This window comes from Kitasatospora sp. GAS204B, assembly GCF_029892155.1.
Taxonomy (GTDB): domain Bacteria; phylum Actinomycetota; class Actinomycetes; order Streptomycetales; family Streptomycetaceae; genus Kitasatospora.
Map to the genome: position 1 here is coordinate 1 of NZ_JARZAG010000013.1, position 25,068 is coordinate 25,068.

At 73.0% G+C, this 25,068-nt stretch carries 23 protein-coding genes; 13 read left to right on the plus strand and 10 right to left on the minus strand.

From position 1 onward, the window contains the following. Window positions 1-91: 91 nt before the first annotated feature. On the minus strand, window positions 92-1,558 hold the full coding sequence (locus tag P3T41_RS18945) for an MFS transporter (RefSeq protein ID WP_280691126.1): 1,467 nt from the start codon (window positions 1,556-1,558) through the stop codon (window positions 92-94). Window positions 1,559-1,674: 116 nt separating this feature from the next. Here P3T41_RS18945 and P3T41_RS18950 point away from each other — a divergent pair, with 116 nt between their 5' ends. Then, window positions 1,675-2,679 (plus strand): AsnC family transcriptional regulator, encoded by a 1,005-nt coding sequence (locus tag P3T41_RS18950; RefSeq protein ID WP_280691127.1) that lies wholly within the window; start codon window positions 1,675-1,677, stop codon window positions 2,677-2,679. Window positions 2,680-2,692: 13 nt separating this feature from the next. On the opposite strand, the gene P3T41_RS18955 is transcribed toward P3T41_RS18950, so the two are convergent. Genes P3T41_RS18955 through P3T41_RS18965 form a run of 3 tightly spaced genes read right to left on the minus strand, consistent with a single transcriptional unit; the run spans window position 2,693 to window position 5,009 of the window. Continuing rightward, window positions 2,693-2,941, minus strand: a complete 249-nt coding sequence (locus tag P3T41_RS18955) for a hypothetical protein (protein WP_280691128.1) — start codon at window positions 2,939-2,941, stop codon at window positions 2,693-2,695. Window positions 2,942-2,985: 44 nt separating this feature from the next. After that, window positions 2,986-4,059 carry an allantoicase gene (alc, locus tag P3T41_RS18960; RefSeq protein ID WP_280691129.1) on the minus strand — a complete coding sequence of 358 codons (1,074 nt, stop codon included), beginning with the start codon at window positions 4,057-4,059 and terminating at the stop codon, window positions 2,986-2,988. Window positions 4,060-4,109: 50 nt separating this feature from the next. After that, entirely contained in the window at window positions 4,110-5,009 is a 900-nt protein-coding gene (locus P3T41_RS18965) for a LysR family transcriptional regulator (protein ID WP_280691130.1), read from the minus strand. Between the two features lie 402 nt (window positions 5,010-5,411). Between P3T41_RS18965 and P3T41_RS18970 the strand changes: the two genes are divergently transcribed. Further along, the gene (locus tag P3T41_RS18970) at window positions 5,412-6,650 is read left to right on the plus strand and encodes a hypothetical protein (protein ID WP_280691131.1); all 1,239 of its coding nucleotides are present in this window, start codon (window positions 5,412-5,414) and stop codon (window positions 6,648-6,650) included. Window positions 6,651-6,656: 6 nt separating this feature from the next. Here the strand turns inward: P3T41_RS18970 and P3T41_RS18975 are convergent, their stop codons facing one another. After that, window positions 6,657-7,289: an ATP-binding protein gene (locus P3T41_RS18975; RefSeq protein ID WP_280691132.1), complete on the minus strand. Its 633-nt coding sequence runs from the start codon at window positions 7,287-7,289 to the stop codon at window positions 6,657-6,659. Between the two features lie 242 nt (window positions 7,290-7,531). On the opposite strand from P3T41_RS18975, the gene P3T41_RS18980 reads away from it, so the two are divergent. The 9 genes from P3T41_RS18980 (at window position 7,532) to P3T41_RS19020 (ending at window position 17,283) form a co-directional block, all read left to right on the plus strand. After that, window positions 7,532-8,332 carry a hypothetical protein gene (locus P3T41_RS18980; RefSeq protein WP_280691133.1) on the plus strand — a complete coding sequence of 267 codons (801 nt, stop codon included), beginning with the start codon at window positions 7,532-7,534 and terminating at the stop codon, window positions 8,330-8,332. A gap of 128 nt (window positions 8,333-8,460) precedes the next feature. After that, the gene (locus P3T41_RS18985) at window positions 8,461-9,177 is read left to right on the plus strand and encodes a YcnI family protein (protein ID WP_280691134.1); all 717 of its coding nucleotides are present in this window, start codon (window positions 8,461-8,463) and stop codon (window positions 9,175-9,177) included. A gap of 99 nt (window positions 9,178-9,276) precedes the next feature. Next, window positions 9,277-9,951, plus strand: a complete 675-nt coding sequence (locus tag P3T41_RS18990) for an SCO family protein (protein WP_280691135.1) — start codon at window positions 9,277-9,279, stop codon at window positions 9,949-9,951. Then, window positions 9,951-10,448, plus strand: coding sequence for a copper chaperone PCu(A)C (locus P3T41_RS18995; RefSeq protein ID WP_280691136.1), 498 nt, complete (start codon window positions 9,951-9,953; stop codon window positions 10,446-10,448). The genes P3T41_RS18990 and P3T41_RS18995 overlap by 1 nt, the downstream gene beginning before the upstream one ends. Before the next feature lie 7 nt (window positions 10,449-10,455). Continuing rightward, window positions 10,456-12,477, plus strand: coding sequence for a copper resistance protein CopC (locus P3T41_RS19000; RefSeq protein WP_280691137.1), 2,022 nt, complete (start codon window positions 10,456-10,458; stop codon window positions 12,475-12,477). Between the two features lie 3 nt (window positions 12,478-12,480). Continuing rightward, complete coding sequence (gene efeB, locus P3T41_RS19005) at window positions 12,481-13,695, plus strand: iron uptake transporter deferrochelatase/peroxidase subunit (RefSeq protein WP_280691138.1); 1,215 nt, start codon at window positions 12,481-12,483, stop codon at window positions 13,693-13,695. A 96-nt stretch (window positions 13,696-13,791) separates the two neighbouring features. After that, the gene (pheA, locus tag P3T41_RS19010) at window positions 13,792-14,727 is read left to right on the plus strand and encodes a prephenate dehydratase (protein ID WP_280691139.1); all 936 of its coding nucleotides are present in this window, start codon (window positions 13,792-13,794) and stop codon (window positions 14,725-14,727) included. A gap of 475 nt (window positions 14,728-15,202) precedes the next feature. Further along, complete coding sequence (gene serS, locus P3T41_RS19015; protein WP_280691140.1) at window positions 15,203-16,477, plus strand: serine--tRNA ligase; 1,275 nt, start codon at window positions 15,203-15,205, stop codon at window positions 16,475-16,477. Further along, the gene (locus tag P3T41_RS19020) at window positions 16,474-17,283 is read left to right on the plus strand and encodes an HAD family hydrolase (protein ID WP_280691141.1); all 810 of its coding nucleotides are present in this window, start codon (window positions 16,474-16,476) and stop codon (window positions 17,281-17,283) included. Before serS ends, P3T41_RS19020 begins: the two co-directional genes overlap by 4 nt. A gap of 14 nt (window positions 17,284-17,297) precedes the next feature. Here P3T41_RS19020 and P3T41_RS19025 read toward each other — a convergent pair whose 3' ends face one another. Continuing rightward, window positions 17,298-18,920, minus strand: a complete 1,623-nt coding sequence (locus P3T41_RS19025) for an LCP family protein (protein ID WP_280691142.1) — start codon at window positions 18,918-18,920, stop codon at window positions 17,298-17,300. A gap of 227 nt (window positions 18,921-19,147) precedes the next feature. Here P3T41_RS19025 and P3T41_RS19030 point away from each other — a divergent pair, with 227 nt between their 5' ends. Continuing rightward, window positions 19,148-19,903, plus strand: a complete 756-nt coding sequence (locus tag P3T41_RS19030; protein ID WP_280691143.1) for a FadR/GntR family transcriptional regulator — start codon at window positions 19,148-19,150, stop codon at window positions 19,901-19,903. 78 nt (window positions 19,904-19,981) lie between these two features. After that, window positions 19,982-21,253: an MFS transporter gene (locus P3T41_RS19035; protein WP_280691144.1), complete on the plus strand. Its 1,272-nt coding sequence runs from the start codon at window positions 19,982-19,984 to the stop codon at window positions 21,251-21,253. Between the two features lie 70 nt (window positions 21,254-21,323). Here P3T41_RS19035 and P3T41_RS19040 read toward each other — a convergent pair whose 3' ends face one another. The 4 genes from P3T41_RS19040 to P3T41_RS19055 all read right to left on the minus strand — a co-directional run bounded on the left by P3T41_RS19040 (window position 21,324) and on the right by P3T41_RS19055 (window position 24,971). Then, window positions 21,324-22,049, minus strand: a complete 726-nt coding sequence (locus tag P3T41_RS19040) for an ABC transporter permease subunit (RefSeq protein WP_280691145.1) — start codon at window positions 22,047-22,049, stop codon at window positions 21,324-21,326. Between the two features lie 67 nt (window positions 22,050-22,116). Next, window positions 22,117-23,034 (minus strand): ABC transporter ATP-binding protein, encoded by a 918-nt coding sequence (locus P3T41_RS19045; protein ID WP_280691146.1) that lies wholly within the window; start codon window positions 23,032-23,034, stop codon window positions 22,117-22,119. A 9-nt stretch (window positions 23,035-23,043) separates the two neighbouring features. Continuing rightward, window positions 23,044-23,985, minus strand: coding sequence for an ABC transporter permease (locus P3T41_RS19050; RefSeq protein WP_280691147.1), 942 nt, complete (start codon window positions 23,983-23,985; stop codon window positions 23,044-23,046). After that, on the minus strand, window positions 23,982-24,971 hold the full coding sequence (locus tag P3T41_RS19055; RefSeq protein WP_280691148.1) for an ABC transporter ATP-binding protein: 990 nt from the start codon (window positions 24,969-24,971) through the stop codon (window positions 23,982-23,984). Before P3T41_RS19055 ends, P3T41_RS19050 begins: the two co-directional genes overlap by 4 nt. Window positions 24,972-25,068 lie beyond the last annotated feature (97 nt).

Sequence of the window (25,068 nt, forward strand, 5' to 3'; positions counted from 1 at the left end):
GAGCTGCAGTTACTCCTCGCCACCTGGGCCGGCGCATGCCCTACCTGCCACCGCGACATACCCACACCCACACGAACCTGACCAAGCCCTACTAGGCCACCGCGTCTACCGGAGCCGCTGCCTGGGCCTGCGCCGGCTGCCCCGGTACGCCGCCGCCCCAGGCGGGGGCCGGCGTGCGCCGGACCAGGGCGAGCACCAGCACGCCCGCCACCAGGCCGGTGCAGCCCGCCACCAGGAAGACCCGGTCGAGCCCGGCCGCGAAGGCCACGTGCAGGTCGGGGCGCCCGGCGACGTGGCCGGTGAACTGCCGTACCCGGTCCTGGAAGACGGTGCCGAGCAGCGCGATGCCCAGCGCGTAACCCAGCTGCCGCGCGGTGTTGACCGCGCCGCTGGCCATCCCGGCCCGCTCGCGCGGCACCGCCGCCAGCGCGGTGGACATCAGCAGCGGCGTGGACATCCCGACGCCGACCCCGGTCACCAGCAGGCCCGGCAGCAGCGCGGCCCAGCCGGAGCCGGCCGAGACCAGGCCGAGCAGCAGGGTGCCGCCGCCGATCAGCAGCAGCCCGACGCCGATCGGCAGTTGCGGCGCCAGCCGGTGCGCCACCTTGCCGCTGACCAGTGCCACCACGAAGGCGGCCAGCGCCAGCGGGCAGACCGCCAGGCCGGCGTCGAGCGGGCTGAGGTCCAGCACCTGCTGCAGCCAGAGCGAGGTGTAGGTGAGCTGCGCGAAGGCCGCGGCGGTGAGCAGCAGGCCGCCCAGCAGCAGGCCGAGGAAGGTGCGGTTGCGCAGCAGGCCCAGGTCGAGCAGCGGGTGCCCGTCCCGGCCGCCGCGCAGCTCGGCCACGACGAAGACGACCAGCGCCAGCACGCTCACCGCGATCGAGCCGAGCACCAGCAGGCTGCCCCAGCCCTTGTCGCCGCTCTCGATCAGCCCGTAGGTCAGCGCACCGGCGAAGACGGTGAAACTCAGCGCACCGGCCAGGTCGAGCCGACCGCGCGCCGCACCCGCGCCGCCCTTGAGGTAGCCCACGGTCATCAGCAGCGCGAGCACCGCCACCGGGACGTTGACCATGAAGATCGAGCGCCAGCCGAACTGGTCGGTGAGCAGCCCGCCGAGCACCGGCCCGACGGCCGCCGCGGCCCCGTTGACCGCGCCCCAGACACCGAACGCGGTGCCCCGGTCCCGGCCGTGGTAGGCGCCGTTCAGCAGCGCGGTGGTCGAGGTCATCATCGCGGCGCCGCCGATCCCCTGGGCCGCCCGGGAGGCGATCAGGGTGGCCGCGTCCGGCGCGAGCGCGCAGGTCAGCGAGGCGACGGCGAAGACGACCAGGCCGCCGAGGTAGAGCCGCCGGTGGCCGAGCCGGTCGCCCAGCGAACCGAGCGCCATCAGCAGCGCGGCCAGCACCAGGGCGTAGATGTCCACCACCCACTGCAGGGAGGTGAACGAGGAGTGCAGGTCGGTCGACATCTTGGGCAGCGCGACGTTCACGATGCTGACGTCGACCAGCAGCATGAACGCACCCAGGCAGATCGCCGCCAGGGGTATCCACTTGCGCACGGGTGGCTCCGATCGGGAATTGTGGAATGAACGACCCCTACGATGAACGGGCCCACTCGAATTCCCCAGCCGGCCGACTTGATCCGGCGAATTTCGACATCCAGTACCCTGATCCGATGGAATCCGACACCTTCGACGAGCTGGACCGCCAGCTCGTCCATGCCCTTCAGCTGAACGCCCGGGCCCCGTTCAGCCGGATCGCGGCGGTGCTGGGCGTCTCGGACCAGACCGTGGCCCGCCGCTACACCAGACTGCGCGGCGCGAACTGGATCCGGGTGCTGGGGCTGACCGCCCCCGAGGCGCTGGGCGAGGTGCGCTGGCACGTCCGGGTGCAGTGCACCCCGGACGCCGCCGGTACGGTCGCCGAGGCGCTGGCCCGCCGCGAGGACACCGCCTGGGTGACCCTCAACTCGGGCGGCACCGAGATCAACTGCTCCACCCGGGCCCACCCCACCCAGGCCGACCACTCGCTGCTGCTGGAGCGACTGCCGCGCACCCCCAGCGTGGTCGGCGTCACCGCGCACTGCGTGATGCACACCTTCTTCGGCGGCGCGCAGAGCATGGTGGTGAAGTCCGGCACGCTGACCGGCGGGCAGGTGGCCGCGCTGACCGTCGACGCACCGGCCGACGCACCCACCGAACGGCCGCCCGGGCCGCCGCCGACGCTGGACGAGGCGGACCGGCGGCTACTCGACGCGCTGGCCGTCGACGGCCGGGCGCCGCTGGCCGAACTGGCCGCCGCGACCGGCTGGTCGGCGAGCACGGTGCGGCGCCGGCTGGACGAGCTGACCGGCTGCGGGGTGCTCTACTTCGACCTGGACGTGGACTGGCGGATCTTCCAGGTGCGCACCCACACCACCCTGTGGCTCTCCGTCGCCCCCGCCGAACTCGCCGCCACCGGAGCCGCGTTGGCCGCCCACCCGGAGGTGGCCTACGCCTGCGCGACCACCGGGCCGACCAACCTGCACGCGGTGGTGCTGACCCGGGACGTCCAGGAGCTCTACGGCTACCTCACCACCCGGATCGCCTCGCTGCCCGCGGTGCGGCACCTGGAGACCGCCCCGACGATGCGCATCGTCAAGGGCCCGGGTCCGCTCCCGCTGCCGCCCCGGCGACGCTAGGTCCTGTCCGGTCCTAGGGGCTCTCGTGCGGCAGGTACTTCGACCGGTCGTGCTCGTCGGCCAGGAACGGGACCGACTGGAACCAGAGCACCCCGCAGGCCCGGCAGCAGACCTCCTGGGTCTGCCCCCACTCGGTCGGTGCGAGGGTGGCCGCCCCCTCGACCAGGTCGCGTCCGCACAGGCCCGTCAGGCTGTCGTCCTGGACCATGTGCCACTGCTTCACCGGGCCGGATCGGCCCTGATCGCCGTATTCGGCGTGCATCCGATGCAACATAACTCCACAATGCGCCCGGGCCGGGGCACCCGCTAGGCGAGCGAGCCGTGCAGGCGCAGCCGGGCGACGCCGCCGTCGGGGAAGACGTCGATCCGGGCGTGGGTGGCCGGGCGGGTGCCCGCACCGAGCACGAATCGGTGCACGGCGTCCGGCCGCAGCCCGGTGCGCGGGAGCAGCTCGAACCAGCCGGGTGCGGTGGGGTCGGCCGGGTCGCCGGCCCGCGGGTCGGTGGCGTCGAAGCCCAGCACCGCGGCCCAGCCGGCCGCGTTGCCGAGGTAGTTGCCGGTGTCCACCTCCAGCGCCCGGATCATGCCGCGCCCGGCCAGCCGCAGCCGGACCCAGTCGTGCCCCTGGTCGCGGCGGCGCCGGTTCTCCCAGCCCTCGCCCATCTCGCGGGAGCGGCCGGGCAGGATCAGGTTGAGCGGCGGCGAGAAGAAGCGGTCGGAGGCGTCCTCCACGCTGCCGCCGTGCTCCAGCGCCGCGAGATCGAAGGTGCCCAGCGCGGCGAGCCAGGCCGGGTCGGGCAGCCCGGTGCCGTGCACCCGCAGCCGGGCGATCCCGCCGTCCGGGAACTGGGTGAGCCGCAGGTGGGTGAAGCGGCGGCGGTCCTCGACGGCGAAACCGTTGGCGGCGTGGCCCTTTACGGCGGTGGGCGGGACCAGCCGCTGCCAGCGCACCCCCGGGTCGAGCAGCTCGCGCGGGCCCGGCTGGCCGGGCAGTTCGGCGGCCTCGACGCCGATCCGCTGCGGGTAGTTGCCGCGGAAGTGCGCGGTGTCGACCACGATCCCGTGGATCGACCCCGGCAGCCCGAGCCGGATCAGCGCCCAGTCGTGGTCGGCGGCGGTCGGGTGCGGGTGGGCGGTGTCCGCGCCCCGACGGCGGCGGGTCTCCCAGCCGTCCATCAGCTGGCCCTTGGGGCCGAAGGTGTGCGGGCGGAAGACGGCGGCCTCGGGGCGCAGCAGGTTCTCGCGCTCGGCGAAGAACTCGTCACTGGCGGCCAGGACGGCGGCGCCCAGCCGGCGGTCGGCCAGGTCGGGAAGTCGGCGGTAGGGAGCGTCGGCGGCGAGGTCCTGGTAGTCGGCGTATGCGGGGTCGTAGGTGGTCATGGCTCCACTCTGGGAGCCGACGACCCTTCAGGTCCATCGCAAAGAACTGATCAAAACGTTGAGCCCGACTTAACGATTTCCCGCACCACCCGGCGCAGCGGCGGCGCCTGCTCGGTGCCGGCCCGCACCGCGGCCACCACCCGGCGGTTGGGCAGGTCGGCCGGCAGCGTGCGGACCACCACCGGGCCCCCACCGCCCGCCAGCAGCCGGGGCACCAGCGCCACGCCGAGCCCGGCCCCGACCATGGCGAGGATGGCCGCCCAGTCGGCGGCGGTGTGCGCCCGCTCGGGCACGAACCCGGCCTCGGCACAGGCGCCGAGCGTGATGTCCCGCCACGGGCCGGCCGCGCCGAAGATCCACGGCTCGCCGGCGAGGTCGGCCAGCCGCAGCCCCGCCCGCTCGGCCCACGGGTGGTCCAGCGGCAGCGCGATGTCCAACGGGTCGTCCAGCACCGGGAGCTGGACGAACCTCGGGTCCCGGGCCACGCTCCCCCGCACGTTGAGCGAGACCGACACGTCCACCTCCCCGGCGGCCAGCAGCGCCACCGCCTCGGCCGCCTCCGCCTCCACCACCCGCACCGCCAACCGCGGCGCCCGCTCCCGCAACCGCACCACCGCCGGCACCACCAGCGCCGTGATCGCCGTCGCGAACGCCCCGACCCGCACCTCCCCCGCCTCCCCGTGCAGATAGCCGGCCAACTCCGCCTCGGCCTCCTCCAGTTGACCGAACACCCGATCCGCATGGCGCAACACCAGCCGGGCCGCCGCAGTCAACCGCACCCGCCGCCCGTACGGCTCCACCATCGGCACCCCCACCTGCCGCGCCAGCGCCGCCAACTGCTGCGACACCGCCGACGGCGTCAGGTTGAGCCGGGCCCCGGCCTCGGTCACCGTGCCGTACTCGTGCAGGGCTTGCAGGATGCGGAGCTTCTTGAGGTCCCAGTCGGTCATGGGGGGAGATTACGTCCCGGAAGTCGGCCAGATCGACGTTCGGTGATATCCCTGAAGGCTGTCAGCGGCGAGTGCTAATTCTTGAGACCGACCGAAATCTCCTACCCGAGAGTCGAGATGAGTCTCTCCAATCTCTTGCCACGCCGTCGAACCGAGCAGCCCGCCATGCCCCCGCAGCCGCCCGCCGGACCGGGGGAGCCGCCCGTGCCGGTGCTCCCCGGAGGCGACTTCGACCTGCGGATTCGGGTCGCTCTCTCGCTTCATCAGGCAGACACCGAACTGATTCTGACAGCCTTTCGGGAGGCGAACTGGAACTGCGTACCTGACGCGGATTTCCAGGACCCCGAGCTGGATTCCCACTGGTTCGTCGACATTCCACTGGTCGGCGGCAGGTGGATGGCCGTGACCCTGGCCAAGCTCAAGGTATGGCGGCTGGTGAAACCGTACGGCGTGCTGGTGGATGTCCGCGGTGGCTGGGTGCTCGAGCCGAGCGCGATGCGCCGCAAGAGCTACTACGTGCGCCGTCCGCCCCGCACCGCGAAGGGCCTCGATCGGCTGCTCACCGACCTCGGGCTGCGCGACGACACGGAGTCGATCGACGCACGCTCCCGCTCAGCCGCCGCGCAGGAGTTCGAGCGTCGGGCCGCGCTGCACAACGGCCCCGCCCGGTCGGCCGGCGCGGTGCTGCACGGCCCGGACGGGGAGACCAGCGGCCGCTACCTGCTCCGCGACGGCGGCACGCCGATCGCGCGGTTCGTTGCCGTCTTCGTGGCGGGCATCGCGCTGGCGCTGTTCAGCCAGCCCCTGTGGAGCGCTGCCACGCTGGCTCCCTTCGTCGGGCTCTTCGCCTTCGCGCTCTACCTGACGTTCGGCCAGGAGGGGACCCGAAGGTTCCGGCTGCTGATCGCGGCCGTCGGGGCGAGCGCCGCCACGCTCCTGTCGGTGGTGGCCGGGCTCCTCGCGCCGTCCGGCAGCTTGTGGGGGCGCGCGGCACCGTTCCTCGCGGTCTTCGCCTTCTTCGGGCTACGGTTCCTGGTCCGCGGCACCGGCGCGCGGAAGCTGGCCACCCTGGCTGTACCCCTGCTCATCACGCTCGTCCCGCCGTTTCTGCAGCAGATCGGCGACTTCTCCTACCGGTCCTACCTGTGGGAATTCGGGATGCGGACGGGCGATGTCGAACTGGGCGGAATCGATCAGACGTGGCCCGCCTTCCGCGTGCTCGCCATCGGGCTGGCGGCGTACGTCCTCACGCTCGCGATCGCGGGATACGTCCGCTGGCTGCACACCGATCTGGGCCGGTACGTGGTCATCCCGCTGGCTCTGCTCTACGTCCTGGTGATGGCCACGGCCGCCAGCCAGCACGGAACCCGAGCCGCCGCCACCGCCTGGCACGCCGCCGTCACCCGGCAGCTCCCCCGCACCTTCCACGCGCTCTCCGCCACCGCGGTCTGCGTGCGCCCGCTCGCCGGCGCCATCGCCAGCGAAGGAGCGCCCCTGCCGCACGGTGCGCCGCTGCTGACCTTCGACCCGCTCGCTGCCCGGGTCGCGCTCTGGGACCCGGGCACCGGCAAGGTCACCCGGGTCGCCGCGGCGGACGTCGTGATCACCACGGTCGACGGGCTCGCCTCGCGCTGCTCGTGAGGTTCGCTACGAGGCCACCCGCAGCGCCGGGCGGTTCAGCACCTTGTCGAAGCTGACGATCGCGCCGTGCTGCGGGTGGTTCTGCAGGCGGACGTGGTCGGTCAGGGCGCGGATCAGGAAGAGGCCGCGGCCCGACTCGGCGGTGAGGTCGGGGAAGGTGTCCAGGTCGGGCAGCCGGGGGAGGGTGGGGTGCGGGCGGCCGGGCGGGAGCACGTGGGTGTCGTAGGGGGTGGGGCGGCTGCGGCGGGCGGGGCCGAGGGCGGCGGGGCCCGGCAGGGTGGCTCGGCCGCGGCGGCGGCGCGGGCGGGCGTGCGGGTGCGCGGCGGGCAGCGGGGGCAAGGCGGGCAGCGCGCGGCGGGCCGGCACCAGGTGCGGGGCGGCGGGCAGGCCGGGACCGGAGTCGATCACCTCGATCCGCAGCAGGTCGCCGTCGAGCGCGGCGGTGACCTGGAAGCCGTCGCCGCGGCCCGCGCCCGCGTGCTCCACCGCGTTCGCGCAGGCCTCGGTCAGCGCGAGGCCGAGGTCCTGGGCGATCTGCGGGTCGACGCCGGCGCTCTCCATGGTGCCGAGCAGGAAGCGCCGGGCCAGCGGAACGCTCGCCAGCTCGCGCTTGAGGTGCAGAGTCCACCAGATGTCCACGACCGGTCCCTCCTGGCTGGGGCTCCACATACAACTAGGTATTGCCGAGCGATCCGACCATGAACCGTCGCTGCGCGGCCACTCCGCCCATTCGGCGGATGGACTGCCGCGGCACGGTATGCCGAACGGCGCGCATCTCACCCGTTCGCGCCGGGGCCATCGGGAGTAACGGGAGCAGGCCCGTCCACCGGTGCGCACCCCGCCCCGAACGGGCCGGGGCCCGGTGAGATGATGGCTCGGCCATGACCGACCGCCAGCCCGCACCGCCACCGGACGCCACACCGGCGCTCCGGCCCGCGCTGCGCGCGGCGTGGGACCTGCGGCTGCTGCGCGCGGTCCCGTTCGCGCTGGTCTGCACGGTGGTGGCCGCGGCCGGGCACCTGATGGGCGGTGGCGGCGAGATCGCCGTGCCGACCCTGCTGCTCGGCTTCGCCCTGGTCACCGCCCTGGCGTCGCTGCTCGGTGGGCGGGAACGCTCGCTGCTCGGCATCGCCGGTGCGCTGGGCGCCGGTCAGCTCGGCCTGCACCTGCTCTTCCACGGCACCGGCGGCCACATGATGGCCGGGATGACGATGGATCAGGTCGCCGGGCGGCTGATCTGCAACGACATGCCCGGCATGGCGCACACGCTGCCCGCCGGGATCAGCCCCGCACAGCTGCTGAGCAGCGCGGGTCTGGATCCGAACGCCTACCACGCCACCACCACCGGCGCCTGGTGGCAGTTCGGCGTGACCCCCGTGATGCTGCTCGGCCACCTGCTCGCCGCGGTCGTGGCCGGCTGGTGGCTACGGCGCGGTGAGGTGGCGGTGTGGCGGCTGGTCCAGTTGGCCGGCAGCGCCGCCCGTGAGGCGCGGCAGTGGACCGCCCCGCTGAGTCGGGCACTGGCGCTGGTCGCCGCGGTGCTGCGCGGCCTGCTCAGGGCGGCCGGCGCCGGGGTACGCGGGCCGTGCCCCGGGGCGGGAGACCGGCGGCTGCCGGTGGCGGCCGCGCTGCGGCACAGCGTGATCCGGCGTGGTCCGCCGGTGGCGGCCTGCGCGCGCTGACCCGCCGTCACCACCGGGATCGACACTGAGCCGGCTGACGGTCCGGGGTCCGGGCGCGCCTTTCGCACCCGTCATCACCCCACTCTCCGGGGCACCCCTGTGCCCTGCTCCCGATGGAGACCGCCCCGATGCGTTCGCATTCCGCCCGCCGCTGCGCCACCGCCGTCGTCCTGGCGGCCGGTGCCCTGCTGGCCACCGCCGTCCCCGCCTTCGCGCACGTCACCGTGCAGCCGAACACCGCCCAGCAGGGCGGCTACACCGCCGTCGCCTTCCGGGTGCCGGATGAGAGCGACAAGGCGAGCACGGTGAAGCTCGAGGTCACCGTGCCCACCGATCACCCGATCGCCTCGGTGTCCACCCAGCCGGTGCCCGGCTGGACCGCCACCGTCGACAAGACCCACCTGGACACGCCGGTGAAGACCGACGACGGCGACTCGGTCTCCGATGCGGTCAGCAAGATCACCTGGACCGCCGACGCCACCGGCAAGGTCGGCCCGGGCCAGTTCCAGGAGTTCAAGATCTCCTTCGGCCCGCTGCCCAAGGACACCGACAAGCTGGTCTTCAAGGCGCTGCAGACCTACGACGACGGCACCGTGGTGCGCTGGATCGACGAGGCCAAGCAGGGCCAGCCCGAGCCGCAGCACCCCGCCCCGACGCTGACCCTCACCCCCGCCGCGAACACCACCCAGGCCGCCGCGGTGAACGTGCCGACCAGCACCGCCGCGGGCAAGTCCGACGACGGCACCGCCCGCACGCTGGGCGTGGTGGGCATCGTGGTCGGCGTGCTCGGTGCCGGGCTCGGCGTGCTCGGCCTGCGCGGCAAGCGCGGCACTCCGACCTCCTAGCCACGGCCAGCCGCCGGGGCCGTCCGATCCGCACCCGAGCGGACGGCCCCGGCGGACGGCCCCACCAGCCACGAGCCCTCACGAACGGACCGCCACAGCATGAAGTTCCTCTCCTCCCGCCGCCGGGCCGCCGGTGCCGCCACTCTCGCGCTGACCGCCGCCCTCGCGCTGACCGCCTGCGGCTCGGGCACCACCAAGAGCGCCGGCCCGGTGGCCGTGGTCTCCCAGCAGGCCCAGAACTCGCCCTACCAGGGCACCGTGCTGGCCAAGCACTTCGACAAGCCCGACCTGGTGCTGACCGACACCAGCGGCCAGCCCTTCGACCTGCGCAAGCAGACCGCGGGCAAGACCACGCTGCTCTACTTCGGCTACACCAGCTGCCCGGACGTCTGCCCGACCACCATGGGCGACATCGGCGTGGCCCTGCAGAAGCTGCCCGCCGACCAGCAGGCCGAGATCAACGTGGTCTTCGTCTCCACCGACCCGCAGGTCGACACCCCCAAGGTGCTGCGGACCTGGCTGGACTCGTTCAACAAGAACTTCATCGGGCTGACCGGCGACCTGACCACGGTCAAGGCCGCCGCGCAGAGCCTGGGCATCCTGGTCGAGGATCCGATCGTCAACAAGGACGGCACGGTGACCTCCACCCACGGCGCCCAGGTGCTGGCCTTCCAGCCCTCCGACGACAAGGCCCACGTGGTCTACCTGAGCGACACCTCCACCGCCACCTTCGAGCACGACCTGCCGCTGTTCGCCAAGGGGGTGGCGGCCTGATGCCCGCCTCCCGGGACTTCCGGCGCACCGCGCTGGCCGGCGCCGCGGTGGCCGCCGCGCTGACCGCGAGCGCCATAGTGGTCGCCTGCGGCGGCAGCGGCGGCGGATCCGGCGCGAGCGCCAAGCTGAGCGTCACCGACTCCTACATCCCGCTCCCAGCGGGCGCGAGCGGCGACGACAGCATGGCGGCCGGGTACCTGACGGTCCGCAACACCGGCGGCGCGGCGGACACCCTGGTGCGGGTGAGCAGCCCCGGGGCCGGCTCGGTGAGCATGCACCAGTCCACCGACACCACCATGCGGGAGGTGGACAGCCTGCCGGTCCCGGCCGACGGCACCCTGCAACTGAGCCGCGGCGGCACCCACCTGATGATCATGGGCTGGCAGAAGCCACCCGCCGTCGGCGACCAGCTGGAGCTGGACCTGACCTTCGCGCACAGTGGCACCATCACCGTCGAGGTGCCGGTGAAACCCCTCACCTACCGTCCCGGGAGCTGACCTCCAGATGCTGCTGCGCAAAGCCCGGACCTGGCTCGCCACCGCGGGCGCCCTGTTGATCCTGCTGATCGGCACCGCCTCCCCGGCCGCCGCGCACGCGGCACTGCTGCAGACCGACCCCGCGCAGAACTCGGTGGTGGCCACCGAGCCGGCCGCCGTGACGCTCACCTTCAGCGAAGGCGTGTCGCTGTTCGGCGACTCGGTGCGGGTACTCGACCCGGCCGGCAAGCCGGTCGACCTCGGCAACCCGGGACACGCCGACGGCAAGGGCGACACCGCCACCGTCGCGCTCCGTCCCGGCCTCGGCAACGGCACCTACACGGTGGCCTGGCGGGCCGTCTCGGCGGACACCCACGTGGTCGGCGGCGCCTTCACCTTCTCGATCGGCGCGGCCTCGGACACCTCGGTCTCCGCCTCGCAGATCCAGGGCGCCCAGGCGAACGGCACGGTCTCCGCGCTGTACGGGACCGGGCGGGCGGTGGCGTACGGGGCGTTCGCGCTGCTCGTCGGGGTGGCGGCCTTCGTGCTGCTCTGCTGGCCGCGCGGGGCCCGGACCCGGGCGGTGCAGCGGCTGTTGATGGGCGGTTGGGTCGCGCTGCTCGCGTCCACCGTCGCGGTGCTGCTGCTGCGCGGCCCGTACGAGCAGGGCAGCGGGCTCGGCCAGGCGTTCAACCTCTCGCTGGTGCGCGGCTCGCTGGACGAGCGCCTCGGCACCGCGCTGGCCGCGCGGTTGCTGCTGCTGGCCGCGGCCGGGGTCTTCCTGTCGCTGCTGGTGGGGCAGTTGGGTCAGCAGGACACCGCCGCCGAGCAGGCGCAGGCGCCGACCGGTGATCCGGAGGAGGACGAGCTGCGGCGCCTGGAGCGGCGAGCCGCCGACCGGCCGCTGCGCGAGGCGCGGCTGGCGCTCGGAGTGGGCGGGGCGCTGCTCGCGCTGGGGCTGGCGGCCACCTGGGCGGCGGCCGACCACGCGGCGGTCGGGATCCAGGTCTGGGTCGCGCTGCCCTTCGACATGCTGCACCTGATCGCGATGGCCTGTTGGCTGGGTGGCCTGGTCGCGCTGCTCTTCGCGCTGCGGGACGGGGCCGGGGCGGTGGTGGCCGAGCGGTTCTCCAAGGTCGCACTGGTCTCGGTGGCCGCGCTGGTGGCGACCGGCGTCTACCAGGCCTGGCGGGGCGTCGGCTCCTGGGGCGCGCTGGTGGACACCGAGTACGGGCGGCTGTTGCTGATCAAGGTCGGTCTGGTGCTGCTGATGCTGGCCGCGGCCTGGTTCTCGCGGCGCTGGACGGCGCGGCTGCGGGCGGGTGCGGTGGGTGCGGTGGCCGTGGACCTGACGGAGGGCCTGGCACAGGAAGTCGAACAGGTCGACGTCCGGGTCGCCGCCACGGTCGGCGAGGCGGCGAACGCAGCTGAGGAGGCCACCAGGGACGCCACCGACGACCCGAAGCGGCAGGCCCAACTGGCCCGGCAGCGGGCAGCGGTGGCGACGGCCGGGGTGCGCCGGGCGCAGGACGGCTCACCGGCACAGGCCGGGCTGCGGCGCTCAGTGCTGATCGAGGCGATGGTGGCGATCGGCGTGCTGGTGGTGACCACGCTGCTGACCAACTCGCCGCCCGGCCGGGTGGCGGCCCAGGTCGCCGCCGCCGGTGCGAGCACCGCCGCGCCTGCGCCGAGCGCCGGCGCCCGCACCGTGGAGCTCAAGCTGCCCTACAACACCGGCGGCACCGAGCAGGGGGCCAAGGGCACCGCCACCCTCACCGTCACCCCGGCCACCACCGGCGCCGACCAGCTCACCCTGCTGGTGGCCGACACCGCCGGCAAGCCGGTGGACGTGCCCGAGACCCAGCTCTCCTTCACGCTGCCCGACCGCGACATCGGGCCGCTGCCGGTGACGCTGACCAAGGCCGGCACCGGGCGCTGGACCGGCACGGCGCAGATCCCGCTCGCCGGCGAGTGGGTCGCGGCGGTGGTCGTCCGGTCCTCGGACATCGACCAGGACACCGAGACCAAGCAACTGACGATCGGCGGCTGACCCATGACGACGACAGGTTTCTCCCGCCGGGCGCTGCTCGGCGGGGCCGGCGCCGGGCTCGCCGTCGGGGCCGCCGGTGGGGCGCTGGCCCATGCGGCGGCGGTCCCCGCGACGCCGTCCGGGCCGCCGGCGCTCGGCGCCGCCCGGGTCGACTGGCAGGGCCCGCACCAGGCCGGGATCACGCAGCCGCAGCAGGCCCGGGTCCAGCTGGCCGCCTTCGACCTGGCCCCGACCGCCGGGCGCGCCGGGCTGCGGGGACTGCTGAAGGAGTGGTCCCAGACCATCGCCCGGCTGACCGTGGGCGAGCCGGCCGGCAACCACGAGAACCAGATCGCGCTGGACGCCGGGCCCAGCTCGCTGACCGTGACGGTCGGCTTCGGCCCGTCCCTGTTCGACAGGACGGGCCTGGCCGACCGCCGGCCTGCCGCGCTGGCCCCGCTGCCCGCCTTCCCGCTGGACGCGCTCGACCCGGCCCGCGGCGACGGCGACCTGTGGGTGCAGATCGGCGCGGACGACGCGCTGGTGGCCTTCCACGCGCTGCGGGTGCTGCAGCAGCAGGCGGCGCCCGCCGCCACCGTCCGCTGGCAGATGGCCGGCTTCGCCCGCACCCCGGGCGCCACCGCCGAGCCGATGACCGGCCGCAACCTGATGGGTCAGCTGGACGGCACCAACAACCCCAAGCCGACCGACCCGGACTTCGCCGCCAAGGTCTTCGCCACCGGCCCCGACTGGATGGCCGGCGGCTCGTACCTCGTGCTGCGGCGGATCCGGATGCTGCTGGACGACTGGGAGAACCTGCCGACGGACCGTCAGGAACGTGTCATCGGGCGGCGCAAGTCCGACGGCGCACCGCTCTCCGGCGGCACCGAGCGCACCGCGGTGGACCTCGCCGGGCAGAACCCGGACGGCACCCTGGCGATCCCCGCCGACGCGCACATCCGGGTGGCCGCGCCGGCCGCCAACGGTGGCGCGGCCATGCTGCGGCGCGGCTTCTCCTACGCCGACGGGACGCTGCCGGACGGCTCGCCGGACGCCGGCCTGCTCTTCCTCGCCTTCCAGGCCGACCCGGCGCGCGGTTTCGTCCCGGTGCAGCAGAAGCTGGCCCGCGCAGACGGACTCTCCCGGTTCCTGCGGCACGAGGCGAGCGGGCTGTACGCGGTGCCGCCCGGTGTGGCGGGCGGCGAAGGGTACCTGGGACAGGCGCTGCTGGAGGGGTGATCGGACCACTGACCGGACCGCGGCGCCGCGCGGGCGCCGAAGTGGCTATGGTGGCAGGTCTGGTACCGGTCGAACTCGAGCTCACGGAGGCGCGGAATGTCGGCGACCCGCTACACCTACCTGGGGCCGGCCGGCACCTTTACCGAGGCGGCGCTGCACACCCTGCCCGAGGCGGCCACCCGCGAGCTGGTGCCGCTGACCTCGGTGCAGGCCGCGCTGGACGCCGTGCGCGGCGGTGAGGCGGCGGGCGCCTTCGTGGCGATCGAGAACTCGGTGGAGGGCGCGGTCACCGCGACCGCCGACGAGCTGGCCTTCGGCTCGCCGCTGATGATCTACCGCGAGGTGCTGCTGCCGATCAGCTTCGCGCTGCTGGTGCGCCCCGGCACCGAGCTGGCCGACATCAAGACCGTCACCAGCCACCCGGTGGCGCAGCCGCAGGTGCGCCGCTGGCTGGGCACCCACCTGCCGGAGGCCGACTGGGAGGCGGCCGCCTCCAACGCGGACGGTGCCCGGCTGGTCCAGGAGGGGCAGGTGGACGGCGCCTTCGCCGGCGAGTTCGCCGCCCCGCTCTACGGGCTGCACCCGCTGGTCACCGACATCCACGACGCCGCGACCGCGACCACCCGTTTCGTGCTGGTCGGCCGCCAGGGCCGGGTCGCCTCGCCGACCGGCTGGGACAAGACCTCCATGGTGGTCTGGCTCGGCGACAACCACCCGGGCGCGCTGCTCGAACTGCTGCAGGAATTCGCGGTGCGCGGGGTCAACCTGATGCGGATCGAATCCCGGCCGACCGGCCAGGGCCTGGGCAACTACTGCTTCTCGATCGACTGCGAGGGGCACCTGAGCGACCGGCGGGTGGCCGAGGCGCTGATGGGCCTGCGGCGGATCTGCCCGCAGGTCCGGTTCCTCGGCTCCTATCCGCGCGCCGACCGGCGGGCCGCCACGGCGCGCCGTCCGGGTTCTTCGGACGAGGATTTCGTCAGGGCCGCCGATTGGCTGGCGCGTTGCCTGGACGGCCGCGGCGAAAGCTGACGGACGGTTCCACGCCACCTCCCCGTCGCTTTTCGGACATCTCTCCGAAAGGCGACCAGAAGGCTCATCCACAGGGCGGTGACCTGCCCGCTCCGCCATCCACAGGCTGGGCTACCCGGTAGTTATCCACCGGTTATCCACAGACCTGGGGATGAGTCGACAAACCGGCTTAGCTACTCCCAGGCCGGGTCTGATCATCGGTAAGCACGCCAAAAGGGACCGATCACATCAGAGTCACCCTTCTGCAGAGAAGTCACCCCTCCGAGTGGTGGAATTCGCTCCGCCGGGACCGCGAAGCGAGGTTTGAAACCCGAAAACACCGGTTCGGGGGTGCCGAATCCGGCGCCAGGCCGTCATCCACAGGGCCCAGCCCGGGCCTGTGGACAAATAGCGGCGAAGGATCTTGTGAGGCGAGTTATCCACAGGGATCGATAAGTTATCCCCAGCCGGGTCCGGCCCCGGTAGGCTTGCCCCCGTGATTGACCTTCGTCTGCTTCGTGAAGACCCTGACCGAGTGCGCGCCTCGCAGCGCGCCCGTGGCGAGGACGTCGACCTGGTCGACGCCCTGCTCTCCGCCGATGAGCGCCGCCGGTCGTCGGGCAGCCGCTTCGACGAGCTGCGCAACGAGCAGAAGGGTCTGGGCAAGCAGGTCGCCAAGGCCCAGGGCGAGGAGAAGGCCGCCCTGCTCCAGCGCACCAAGGAGCTGGCCGCCGAGGTCAAGGCCGCCGACGCCGAACAGGGCGAGGCCAAGGAGGAGGCCGAGCGGCTGCTGCGCTCGCTGGCCAACCTGATCGACCCCGCCGCCCCGGTCGGTGGCGAGGAGGACTTCGTCACGCTGGAGGAGATCGGCACCCCGCGCGATTTCGCGGCCGAGGGCTTCGAGCCCAAGGACCACGTGGAGCTCGGCCAACTGCTCGGCGCGATCGACATGGAGCGCGGGGCCAAGGTGGCCGGCTCCCGCTCCTACTACCTGACCGGCCCCGGCGCCCTGCTGGAGCTGGCCCTGGTCAACATGGCGATGGCCCAGGCCTCCGCCCTCGGCTTCATCCCGATGATCACCCCGGCCCTGGTCCGCCCGGCCGCCATGGACGGTACCGGCTTCCTCGGCCAGGCCGCCGAGAACGTGTACCACCTGGAGCAGGAGGACCGGTACCTGGTCGGCACCAGCGAGGTCCCGCTCGCGGCCTACCACATGGACGAGATCCTGGACGCCGAGAAGCTGCCGCTGCGCTACGCCGGCTTCTCCTCCTGCTTCCGCCGCGAGGCCGGGACCTACGGCAAGGACACCCGCGGCATCATCCGGGTGCACCAGTTCGAGAAGGTCGAGATGTTCGTCTACACCACCCCGGAGGAGGCGGAGGCCGAGCACCGCCGCCTGCTCCAGTGGGAGAAGGACTTCCTGAACGCGCTGGAGCTGCCCTACCGGGTGATCGACGTCGCCTCCGGCGACCTCGGCGCCTCGGCCGCCCGGAAGTTCGACATCGAGGCCTGGATCCCGACCCAGGGCAAGTACCGCGAGGTCACCTCCACCTCGAACACCACCGAGTACCAGTCCCGCCGGCTGTCGATCCGGATGCGCGAGGAGGGCAAGGTCCGCCCGCTGGCCACCCTCAACGGCACCCTGGCCGCCGTCCCCCGGCTGATCGTGGCGATCCTGGAGAACCACCAGCAGGCCGACGGCTCGGTGGTGCTCCCCGAGGCGCTGCGCCCGTTCCTGGGTGGCCGGACCACGCTGGACCCGGTCAAGTGACCGCCGGGCTGCCGTACCGGCTGATCGCCACCGATCTGGACGGCGCCCTGCTCACCCCCGCGGAGACGGTCTCCGACCGGACCCGCGCCGCCCTGGCCACCGCGACGGCGGCCGGGGCGGTCCACATCGTCGTCACCGGGCGAGCGGTCTCCTGGGCCCGCCCGGTCCTCGACGAGATCGGCTACACCGGGATCGCGGTCTGCGGCCAGGGCGCGCAGGTGTACGACGCCGGCGCGCACAAGCTGCTCACCTCGATGACCCTGGACCGGATGCTCGGCCAACTGGCGCTGGCCAAGCTGGAGGCGGAGCTCGGCCCGCTGGCCGTGGCCGCCGTCCAGGACGGCCTGGACGGCGCCGCGCTGGCCCTCGGCCCGTACCGGCTGGAGACGGCGGGCGACTTCTCGTTGCGCCAAGTGCTGGGCCGCGCCGAGCTGTTCGCCGAGCCGATCAGCAAACTCTTCCTGCAGCACCCGGAACTGACGGATGATCAGCTGACCGCCGCCGCCCGGGGGATCGTCGGCGACCTGGTCGGCGTCACGCTGGCCGGGCCGCGGATCGTCGAGCTGCTGCCGCTGGGCCTGACCAAGGCCACCGGGCTGGCCGTCGCGGCCCGCCGGCTGGGGCTGCGGGCCGCCGACACCATCGCGTTCGGGGACATGCCCAACGACCTGCCGATGTTCCACTGGGCCGCGCACGGGGTGGCGATGGCCAACGCGCACCAGGAGCTGCTGGCGGTGGCCGACGAGGTGACCGCGAGCAACGCCGAGGACGGGGTCGCGACGGTGCTGGAGCGACTCTACGGCTGACGGATCGTCAGCCGTCAACCGTTGTAGCTGAGTTTGGCGCACGGATCGTCGTCGGCCGAGCGGGCGTTGTCGGCGATGCTGGAGGGCAGCGGGGCAGGCTGGGCCGCCGGCGCCGTCGAGCCGCTGGGCGCCGCGGCGCCGGCTGCCGCCGCCGCGTAGTCCTTGCCGAGGATCAGGTCCAGCCCGCTCCCGCTCTTCTCCAACGTCGCGCCGGGGAAGAGCCGGGCCAGCTGCTGAGCCGCCGTCACCGCGCCGGCTCCGTACTGGATCAGCGTGGTGTCGTGGTTCTGCGCGGCCGCGTTGGCGGCGCCGGTCACGGTGAAGCCGGCCTCCTTGAGCTTGGCGCCGGCCACGCCGGTCAGGCCCTTGGTGGTGGTGCCGTTGTAGACCATGACCTTGGCGCCGGCGCCGTCCACCGCGGCGCTCGGGCTCGGGCTGGGTATGGAGGCGGCGCTGGGGCTGGGACTCGGGCCGCCGCTCGCCACCGCGCCGGGCTGCTGTCCGCTGGCGTCCTGGCCGTCCAGCGTGCGGTCGGCCTTGAGCGCGGCCCAGAGCCGGTCCGCGTCCGGCTCGACCCAGGCCACCCGGGGGCCCTCGAAGCGCCAGGGGACGGTGACGAACTTGACGTCGTGCAGGTCGATGTTCTTCATCGACAACCCGAAGCCGAGCAGCTTGTCGGCCGAGGCCAGGTCCGGGTCCACCGTCACCGACTTGGTGGCGGCGTCGGCCAGCGGCAGCAGGGTGGTGGGGTTCATCCCCTGGCCCTTGACCTTCTTGATCAGCGCGGCGAGGAAGGCCTGCTGACGCTGCATCCGGCCGATGTCGGAGCCGTCCCCGATGCCGTGCCGCACCCGGACGTAGTCCAGCGCCCGCTGGCCGGAGATGGTCTGCAGTCCCTTGGCGAAGAGCTGGTCGCCCTTGTGGCCGAGGTTGGGGTTCAGGTCGCCCTGGTAGACGGCGTTCGGCAGGCAGACCTGGACGCCGCCGACCGCGCTGGTCATCGCCGAGAAGCCGGCGAAGTCGACCACCAGGGTGTGGTCGACCCGGAGCCCGGTCAGGTGCTCCACGGTGTTCTGGGTGCAGGCCGGGTTGCCGGCGTTGGTGTTCCCCATCGAGAAGGCCGCGTTGAACATGGTGTTCGGCTGCGGCTTGGTCCACTTGCCGTTGACCAGACAGGACGGGATCTCGACCAGCGAGTCACGCGGTATCGAGATGCCGACCGCGTGCTTGTGGTCGGCGTAGACGTGCAACAGGATCGTGGTGTCCGAGCGGGCGCCGGCGTCGCCACCGCCGCCGAGGTCGCTGTTGCCGCCACCGCGCGAGTCGGAGCCGATCAGCAGCACGTTGACCGGCTTGTTGCCGTTGGCGTCGGGGGTCGCCTCCGGCGGGCGGTCGGGGGCGATGCCGGCCCGGTCGAAGCTCTTGATGTTGCCGGTCAGCTTCAGATAGACCGCGCCGGTGGCGGAGGCCGTCAGCACCACGGCGGCCGCCGCCGTCCAGGCGATGATCTTCTTCCTACTGGCCGGCTTGCGTCGCGCCCGGGCACGGGCACGACGGGCGGCGGCCCGGCCGCCGGTGCCCGCCGGCGATTCCTGCGGAGTGTCGCGGTCGGACGAACGTGCCCTCTGGCCTGCCATCCGCACTCCCCTCCATCGGTTCTCCGCCGGCGCTTTCAGCGGAGCATATAGAGAGATCATCACGATGCCTTGACCGGGCCTTGACTTGCACTATTGCTTAACCATGCAAGTGGGTCTCACAACCTGCATGCACAGCCCACAGGGGCACTTGTAGGATGACCGGGCAAGTGGTTGTAGGATGACCGGGCAAGCCAGCGGGTGGACAGGCGAACGGGTGGAGGTGGCGGGTGACCAGCGGTAGCGGTAGCGGTACGGGCAACGGCGGCGGCTCCCTGCAGGCCGCCGGTCGGCGCTCCCTGGTGGACCTCGCGATCGAGCAGCTCCGTGCGCAGTTGGCGGCGGGCAGCTGGGCGGTCGGCGAGCGGATCCCCACCGAGCACGAGCTGGCCGAGCGGTTGCAGGTCGGCCGCAACACCGTGCGCGAGGCGGTCCGGGTGCTGGTGCACGCGGGCATGCTGGTCACCCGGCAGGGCGAGGGCACCTTCGTGCGCAGCACCAGCGACCCCGCCGCCGTGCTGCGCGGCGTGCAGCGCTCCGGCGTGCGCGACGTGCTGGAGGTGCGCGCGGCGCTGGAGGCCGAGGCGGCCCGGCTGGCCGCCGTCCGGCACACCCCCGAGGACCTGGACCGGATGCGGGCCGCGCTCGCCCGGGAGGCCGAGGTGATCGCCGCACACCCGGAGCGGGTCGGCCGCGAGGCCACCGTCGAGCATGACCTGGAGTTCCACACCGCGGTCGTCGAGGCCGCCCACAATCCCGCGTTGACCGAGGTCTACCGCTACTTCGGCGCCTCGGTACGCGAGTCGATGCGCACCGCGTTCGGCGACCACGAGATGCCCGAGGTGGTCGTGGCCACCCACGCGGCGCTGGTCGACGCGATCGCGAGCGGCGACCCCGAGCGGGCCGAGACCGCCTGCCGCGCCCTGCTCGCCGAGCCGACCGCGGCGGTCGAGCAGCTGCTCGCGGAGTTCGCCGCGCGGAAGTAGTCGGCAGCCGCCGGCCCGCACCACAGCGGGCCCCCGTCTCCCCCTGCCACCCCCCGTTTCCCTAGAAATGGCACCACCATGTCCGTCACCCGGGCCCAGCAGTCGCTGCCCACTTCGGCCGTCCGTGTCCGTACCAAGCTCGCCCACCCGGCGCTGCTGCTGACCGGGATCGTGCTGGTCGCGCTCAACATGCGGGCCTGCCTGGCCGCGATCTCGCCGATGGTCGGCGAGATCCAGCACACCTTCGGCCTCTCGACCACGGTCAGCGGGCTGATCACCACCGTGCCGGTGCTCTTCCAGGGCCTCGGCGCGCCGCTCACCCCGCGGCTGACCCGCCGCTTCGGCACCGAGCGGGTGGTGCTCGGGGCGGTGCTGGTGCTGGGCGCCGGGGTGCTGCTGCGGGTGCTGCCCTCGGTGGTGGCGCTGTACGCGGGCTGCGTGGTGATCGGGGTGGCGATCGCCGTGCTGAACGTCTCGATGCCCGGACTGGTCAAGCGCGAGTTCCCGCAGCGGGCGGCGGCGATGACCGGGGTGTACTCGACCACGATGCTGGTCGGCGCCACCCTGGCGGCCGGCAGCTCGGTGCCGCTGGAGCACGCGCTCGGCGGCGGCTGGCGGGCCTCGCTCGGGGCCTGGTCACTGCTGGCGCTGGTGGCGGCGGTGGCCTGGCTGCCGCAGGTGCTGAAGGCCCGTCAGGACCGGGCCTTCGGGGCCGCTGGGGTCGGGGAGACCGCAGGGGTCGCCGCTGCTCCGGCTCGGACGGTCGCCGAGAAGCCGATCGCTGGGATCTGGCGACTGCCGCTGGCCTGGCAGATCAGCCTGTTCATGGGCATCTCCTCGCTGATGGTCTACACCCTGGTCGCCTGGATGCCGACGATCCTGGCCGACCACGGCATGAGCCGGGACCAGGCCGGCCTGGTCTTCGCGTTCAGCAACCTGGTGCAGGTGGTGGGCGCCTTCCTGGTGCCGCTGCTGGCCGGCCGGCTGACCCGCCAGCGCGGGCTCGCGGTGGCGATGGCGGCGCTGAACGCGGCCGGCGTGACGGTGCTGCTGCTCGCACCGGTCTCCGGTGCCTGGGTCGCGGCGGCGGTGCTCGGCCTGGCGCAGGGCGGTTCGCTCGGCCTGGCGCTGGCCTTCATCGTGCTGCGCACCCGCAGCGCGGCGGGCGCCGCCCGGCTGGGCGGCATGTCGCAGGCGGTCGGCTACCTGATCGCCGCCGCCGGCCCGGTCGGCGGGGGCGCGCTGCACCAGCTGACCGGGAGTTGGACGGCGGTGCTGGTGGTGCTGCTCGCCCTGGCGGGCGTGGCGGCGGTGGCCGGCTGGGGAGCCGGGCGGGACCGGACGCTGTAGCGGACGGGGGTAGCAGTCGGGGGCGGCGGACACCCGTGCCCACCGCCCCCGCAACCGGCCGGCGTAAGCGTCAGTCGTCCGAGCTGAGCGTCAGCCCGGCCAGCCGGACCGTGGCGAAGGCGGTGGTCGCGACGATGACGATCACCAGCAGCGCAATGGCCGCGCCGAGCGCGACATCGGCGGTGATGGCGCCCGGTGACGCGATGGTCTTGGCGATCGACAGACCCCACTGCTGGATGCTCAGCGTCCTGGCACCCTTGACGAAGTTGCCGACCAGGCTCTCCCAGACCAGCGCGTACGCCAGCCCCACCACCACCGCGTTGCGGGTGACCACGCCCAGCAGCAGGAAGAGCGCGCTGTAGGCGGCGCCCGCCACCAGGGTGCCGACCGTGTAGGCGAGCGCCAGCCGGTCCGCGGTGCCGTCCAGGATCAGCCCAGCGATCAGGGTGGGAACGGCGGCGAAGACCCAGCTGGTGAGAACGGCGACGGCGAGCTTGGTGGTGATGATCACCCGCCGCGGCAGCGGCTTGGCCAGCAGGTAGACGATCGAGCCGTCGTCGATCTCGGTCGAGATCACGCCGGTGCCCACCACCAGCCCGAGCAGCGGGACCAGGGTGCCGAGCCCCAGCGTGCCGAGGATGCTGACGGTCAGGTCGTGCTTGTCGGTGTCGGCGGTGCTGGAGGCGCTCGCCACCACGGCCATCAGCAGCAGCAGGACCGGGACGACCAGCAGCAGGATCGCCCGCCGCCGGCCGAGGAGACCGCGTACGGTCAGCCGTGCCACGGTCAGGTTCACGGTGTTCAGCCTTTCTGGACTTCTGGACTTCTGGACTTCTGGAGACTCTGGAACAGGGTTGAGCGAGTCAGGAGCTGACCAGGTAGGAGAAGACGCTCTCCAGCGACTCGTCCGCCGGCGAGACGGTGTAGAGCCGGATCCCCGCCTCCTTGGCCACCTTGGGCAGCAGGGCGGTGAAGCCCTGGAAGTTGATCGCCTGGATCCGCAGCGCCCGTTCCTGCCAGTCCAGTTCGATGCCGGCCGTGGAACCGTCCGCGATCAGCGCGGCGGCCAGCCGCCGGTCGTCGCTCGAGCGGACCAGGTAGCGGTGCGGACGGTCCGTCATCAGCCGGCGGATCCGGCGGAAGTCACCGGAGGCGGCGTGCCGTCCGGCGACCACCACCTCGATGTGCCGGGCCAGTTGCTCGACCTCCTCCAGGATGTGCGAGGAGAACAGCACCGTGCGGCCCTCGGCGCCGAACCGGCGCAGCAGCTCCATGAGTTGCAGCCGCTGGCGCGGGTCCATGCCGTTGAACGGCTCGTCCAGCAGCAGCACCGCCGGGTCGTGGACCAGCGCCGAGGCCATCTTGACCCGCTGCTTCATGCCCTTGGAGTAGGTGCCGGTCTGCCGCTGCTGCGCAGGCTCCATCTCGACCAGGGCGAGTGCCCGGGCGGCCGCCGCGCCCGGGTCGGGCAGGCCGTGCAGTTCGGCGTTGGCGAGCACGAACTCCCAGCCGGTCAGGTAGTCGTACATCGACTCCCGCTCCGGCACCAGGCCGATCGCCCGGTAGACCTCCTGGTTGCGCCAGATCGGCACACCGTCCAGCGTCACGCTGCCGGCCGAGGGCGCGAGGAAGCCGCTCATCATGTGGATCAGGGTGGACTTGCCCGCGCCGTTGGGTCCGAGCAGGCCGGTCACGCCGGGGCCGATCGACATCGAGACGTCGTTGACGGCGACCACGTTGCCGAACCAGCGGGAGACCTTGTCGATGGTGATGACAGCCATGACGACCCCTCAGATCTTCCGGTAGCGGCGCAGCAGCACCAGGTAGGCGCCGACGACGAGGGCGACGATCTCCAGTCCGAAGACCGCCGCGCCGAGCATCCCGGGCGTCCCCGGGGAGTCGGACGCCAGACCGCAGACCTGGTTGACGAACCGATCCACCACCGAGCTCGGCGAGATCAGATAGGCCCAAGTCGCCCCGTTTGCCCCGTCGTTGCGCAGACCGCCGGCGGAGAGCCCGGCGATGATGGTGGCCACGATCCCGGTGACCACCAGCACGCCCATGATCGCCGCGACCCCGAAGCCGCGCCGCGGCGTGGCCGCCGCGATCACCAGGGCGACCGCCGAGAAGACCACCGAGTAGAGCAGTGCGGCGAGCAGCCCCATGCCGAAGTGCTCGGTGTTGTGGGCGAAGTCCATCCCGCCGAGCAGCGCGCCCAGGTAGAGCACCAGCAGCGGCAGGCCGGTGACGATCAGCATCGCGGCCACCAGCGCGGCGGCCTTGGCCCGCACGTAGTCCGCGCGGACGATCGGGCGGGAGAAGTAGAGCGGGACGGTCGCGTACCGCAGATCGCGGGAGAGCAGCACCGGGGCCTGGGCGGCCACGAAGATCTCCGCGAAGAGCAGGCCGACGCTCGCCAGGTACTGCGGATAGTCGGTGCTGAGCTGGGCCTCGCCCCCCTTGATCGCGATCGTCACCACCAGGGCGGCCGGCAGCGTGATCGCGGCCAGCATCAGCATCGGCAGCACCTTGGACCGTCCCGAGCGGCCCAACCCGAAGGCGCCGCGCAGGCCTTGGACGAAGAGCGAGCGGGTGGCGTAGCCGCGCCCGAGCCGAGGACCCTGGTAGCCGCGGTAGCCGATGTTGTGGATGACACCGTCGGGGGCGGCCCCGGGGGCGGCGTCGGCGGCGGCACCGTCGGTGAGCGCCGGGAAGTCGGACTGGTTGGTCATCGGCTGTCCCCTGCCGGCTCGGCGGTCCGCTCGGCAGTCCGCTCGGCGGCCGGCTCGGCGGCCGGCTCGGTGAAGATCTCGGCGACCTTGTGGCGGCGCTGTTCCAGGCGGACCAGGCCGAGCCCGAGGTCGGCGACGGTGTCCCGGATCAGGTCGTAGGTGGCGTCGCCCGCCAGCTCGACCAGCAGGATGTGCCCGCTGTCGGGGCGGACGCTCAACCCGGCGGCGGCCAGCCGCTGCTGGACCAGCTGATCGGCGCTGCCGTCGGCGTTGTCCGTCACCTCGACCGCGAGCAGCTGGGTGACCTCGGTGAACGAGGCGGTGGAGGAGGAGCGCAGCAGCCTGCCGCCGTCGATCACCACCAGGTGGTCGCAGGTCCGCTCCAGCTCACCGAGCAGGTGGGTGGTGACCAGCACCGAGATGCCGAACTCGCGGTGCACCTTGCGGATCAGCCCGAGCATCTCGTCCCGGCCCACCGGGTCGAGGCCGTTGGTCGGCTCGTCCAGCAGCACCAGCCGCGGGTCGTGGACCAGCGCCTGGGCGAGCTTCACCCGTTGCTTCATGCCGGTGGAGTAGCCACCCATCGGGCGGTAGCGCTCCTCGTACAGGCCGACATGGCGCAGCACGTCGGCCGTCCGCTCGCGAGCGGCGGTGGCCGGCAGCCCGGACATCCGGGCCATGTGCACCACGAACTCGGTGGCGGACACGTCCGGTGGCAGGCAGTCGTGTTCGGGCATGTAGCCGACCAGCTCGCGGATGGCCGAGCCCTCGGTGGCGATGTTCAGCCCGAGCACCTCGCCGCTTCCCGAGGTGGCCGGCGAGAGCCCGAGCAGGATCTTGATGAGCGTGGACTTGCCCGCCCCGTTGGACCCCACGAGTCCGACCACGCCCGGCTGCACCTCTACGGTGAGCTGATCGAGCGCGGTGACGGCGGGGAACCGCTTGGTGAGGGCGTCCGTTCTGATGACTGGAGGCGCGGTGGACACAGGTCGAACCTAGTGCCTGGCGACCCCGGTGGGACCTGACCGCAGGCGTGGATCCTCTCCTGCTGCGGGATGACGCTGCTCGGGCCATCCCCTAGGG

What these genes read in the sequence shown, in the direction of transcription:
- P3T41_RS18950 (WP_280691127.1), top strand. Translation starts at nt 1,675, where the DNA reads ATGGAATCCGACACCTTCGACGAGCTGGACCGCCAGCTCGTCCATGCC.
- P3T41_RS18955 (WP_280691128.1), bottom strand. Translation starts at nt 2,941, where the DNA reads ATGCACGCCGAATACGGCGATCAGGGCCGATCCGGCCCGGTGAAGCAG.
- alc (WP_280691129.1), bottom strand. Translation starts at nt 4,059, where the DNA reads ATGACCACCTACGACCCCGCATACGCCGACTACCAGGACCTCGCCGCC.
- P3T41_RS18965 (WP_280691130.1), bottom strand. Translation starts at nt 5,009, where the DNA reads ATGACCGACTGGGACCTCAAGAAGCTCCGCATCCTGCAAGCCCTGCAC.
- P3T41_RS18980 (WP_280691133.1), top strand. Translation starts at nt 7,532, where the DNA reads ATGACCGACCGCCAGCCCGCACCGCCACCGGACGCCACACCGGCGCTC.
- P3T41_RS18985 (WP_280691134.1), top strand. Translation starts at nt 8,461, where the DNA reads ATGCGTTCGCATTCCGCCCGCCGCTGCGCCACCGCCGTCGTCCTGGCG.
- P3T41_RS18990 (WP_280691135.1), top strand. Translation starts at nt 9,277, where the DNA reads ATGAAGTTCCTCTCCTCCCGCCGCCGGGCCGCCGGTGCCGCCACTCTC.
- P3T41_RS18995 (WP_280691136.1), top strand. Translation starts at nt 9,951, where the DNA reads ATGCCCGCCTCCCGGGACTTCCGGCGCACCGCGCTGGCCGGCGCCGCG.
- P3T41_RS19000 (WP_280691137.1), top strand. Translation starts at nt 10,456, where the DNA reads ATGCTGCTGCGCAAAGCCCGGACCTGGCTCGCCACCGCGGGCGCCCTG.
- efeB (WP_280691138.1), top strand. Translation starts at nt 12,481, where the DNA reads ATGACGACGACAGGTTTCTCCCGCCGGGCGCTGCTCGGCGGGGCCGGC.
- pheA (WP_280691139.1), top strand. Translation starts at nt 13,792, where the DNA reads ATGTCGGCGACCCGCTACACCTACCTGGGGCCGGCCGGCACCTTTACC.
- P3T41_RS19025 (WP_280691142.1), bottom strand. Translation starts at nt 18,920, where the DNA reads ATGGCAGGCCAGAGGGCACGTTCGTCCGACCGCGACACTCCGCAGGAA.
- P3T41_RS19035 (WP_280691144.1), top strand. Translation starts at nt 19,982, where the DNA reads ATGTCCGTCACCCGGGCCCAGCAGTCGCTGCCCACTTCGGCCGTCCGT.
- P3T41_RS19045 (WP_280691146.1), bottom strand. Translation starts at nt 23,034, where the DNA reads ATGGCTGTCATCACCATCGACAAGGTCTCCCGCTGGTTCGGCAACGTG.
- P3T41_RS19050 (WP_280691147.1), bottom strand. Translation starts at nt 23,985, where the DNA reads ATGACCAACCAGTCCGACTTCCCGGCGCTCACCGACGGTGCCGCCGCC.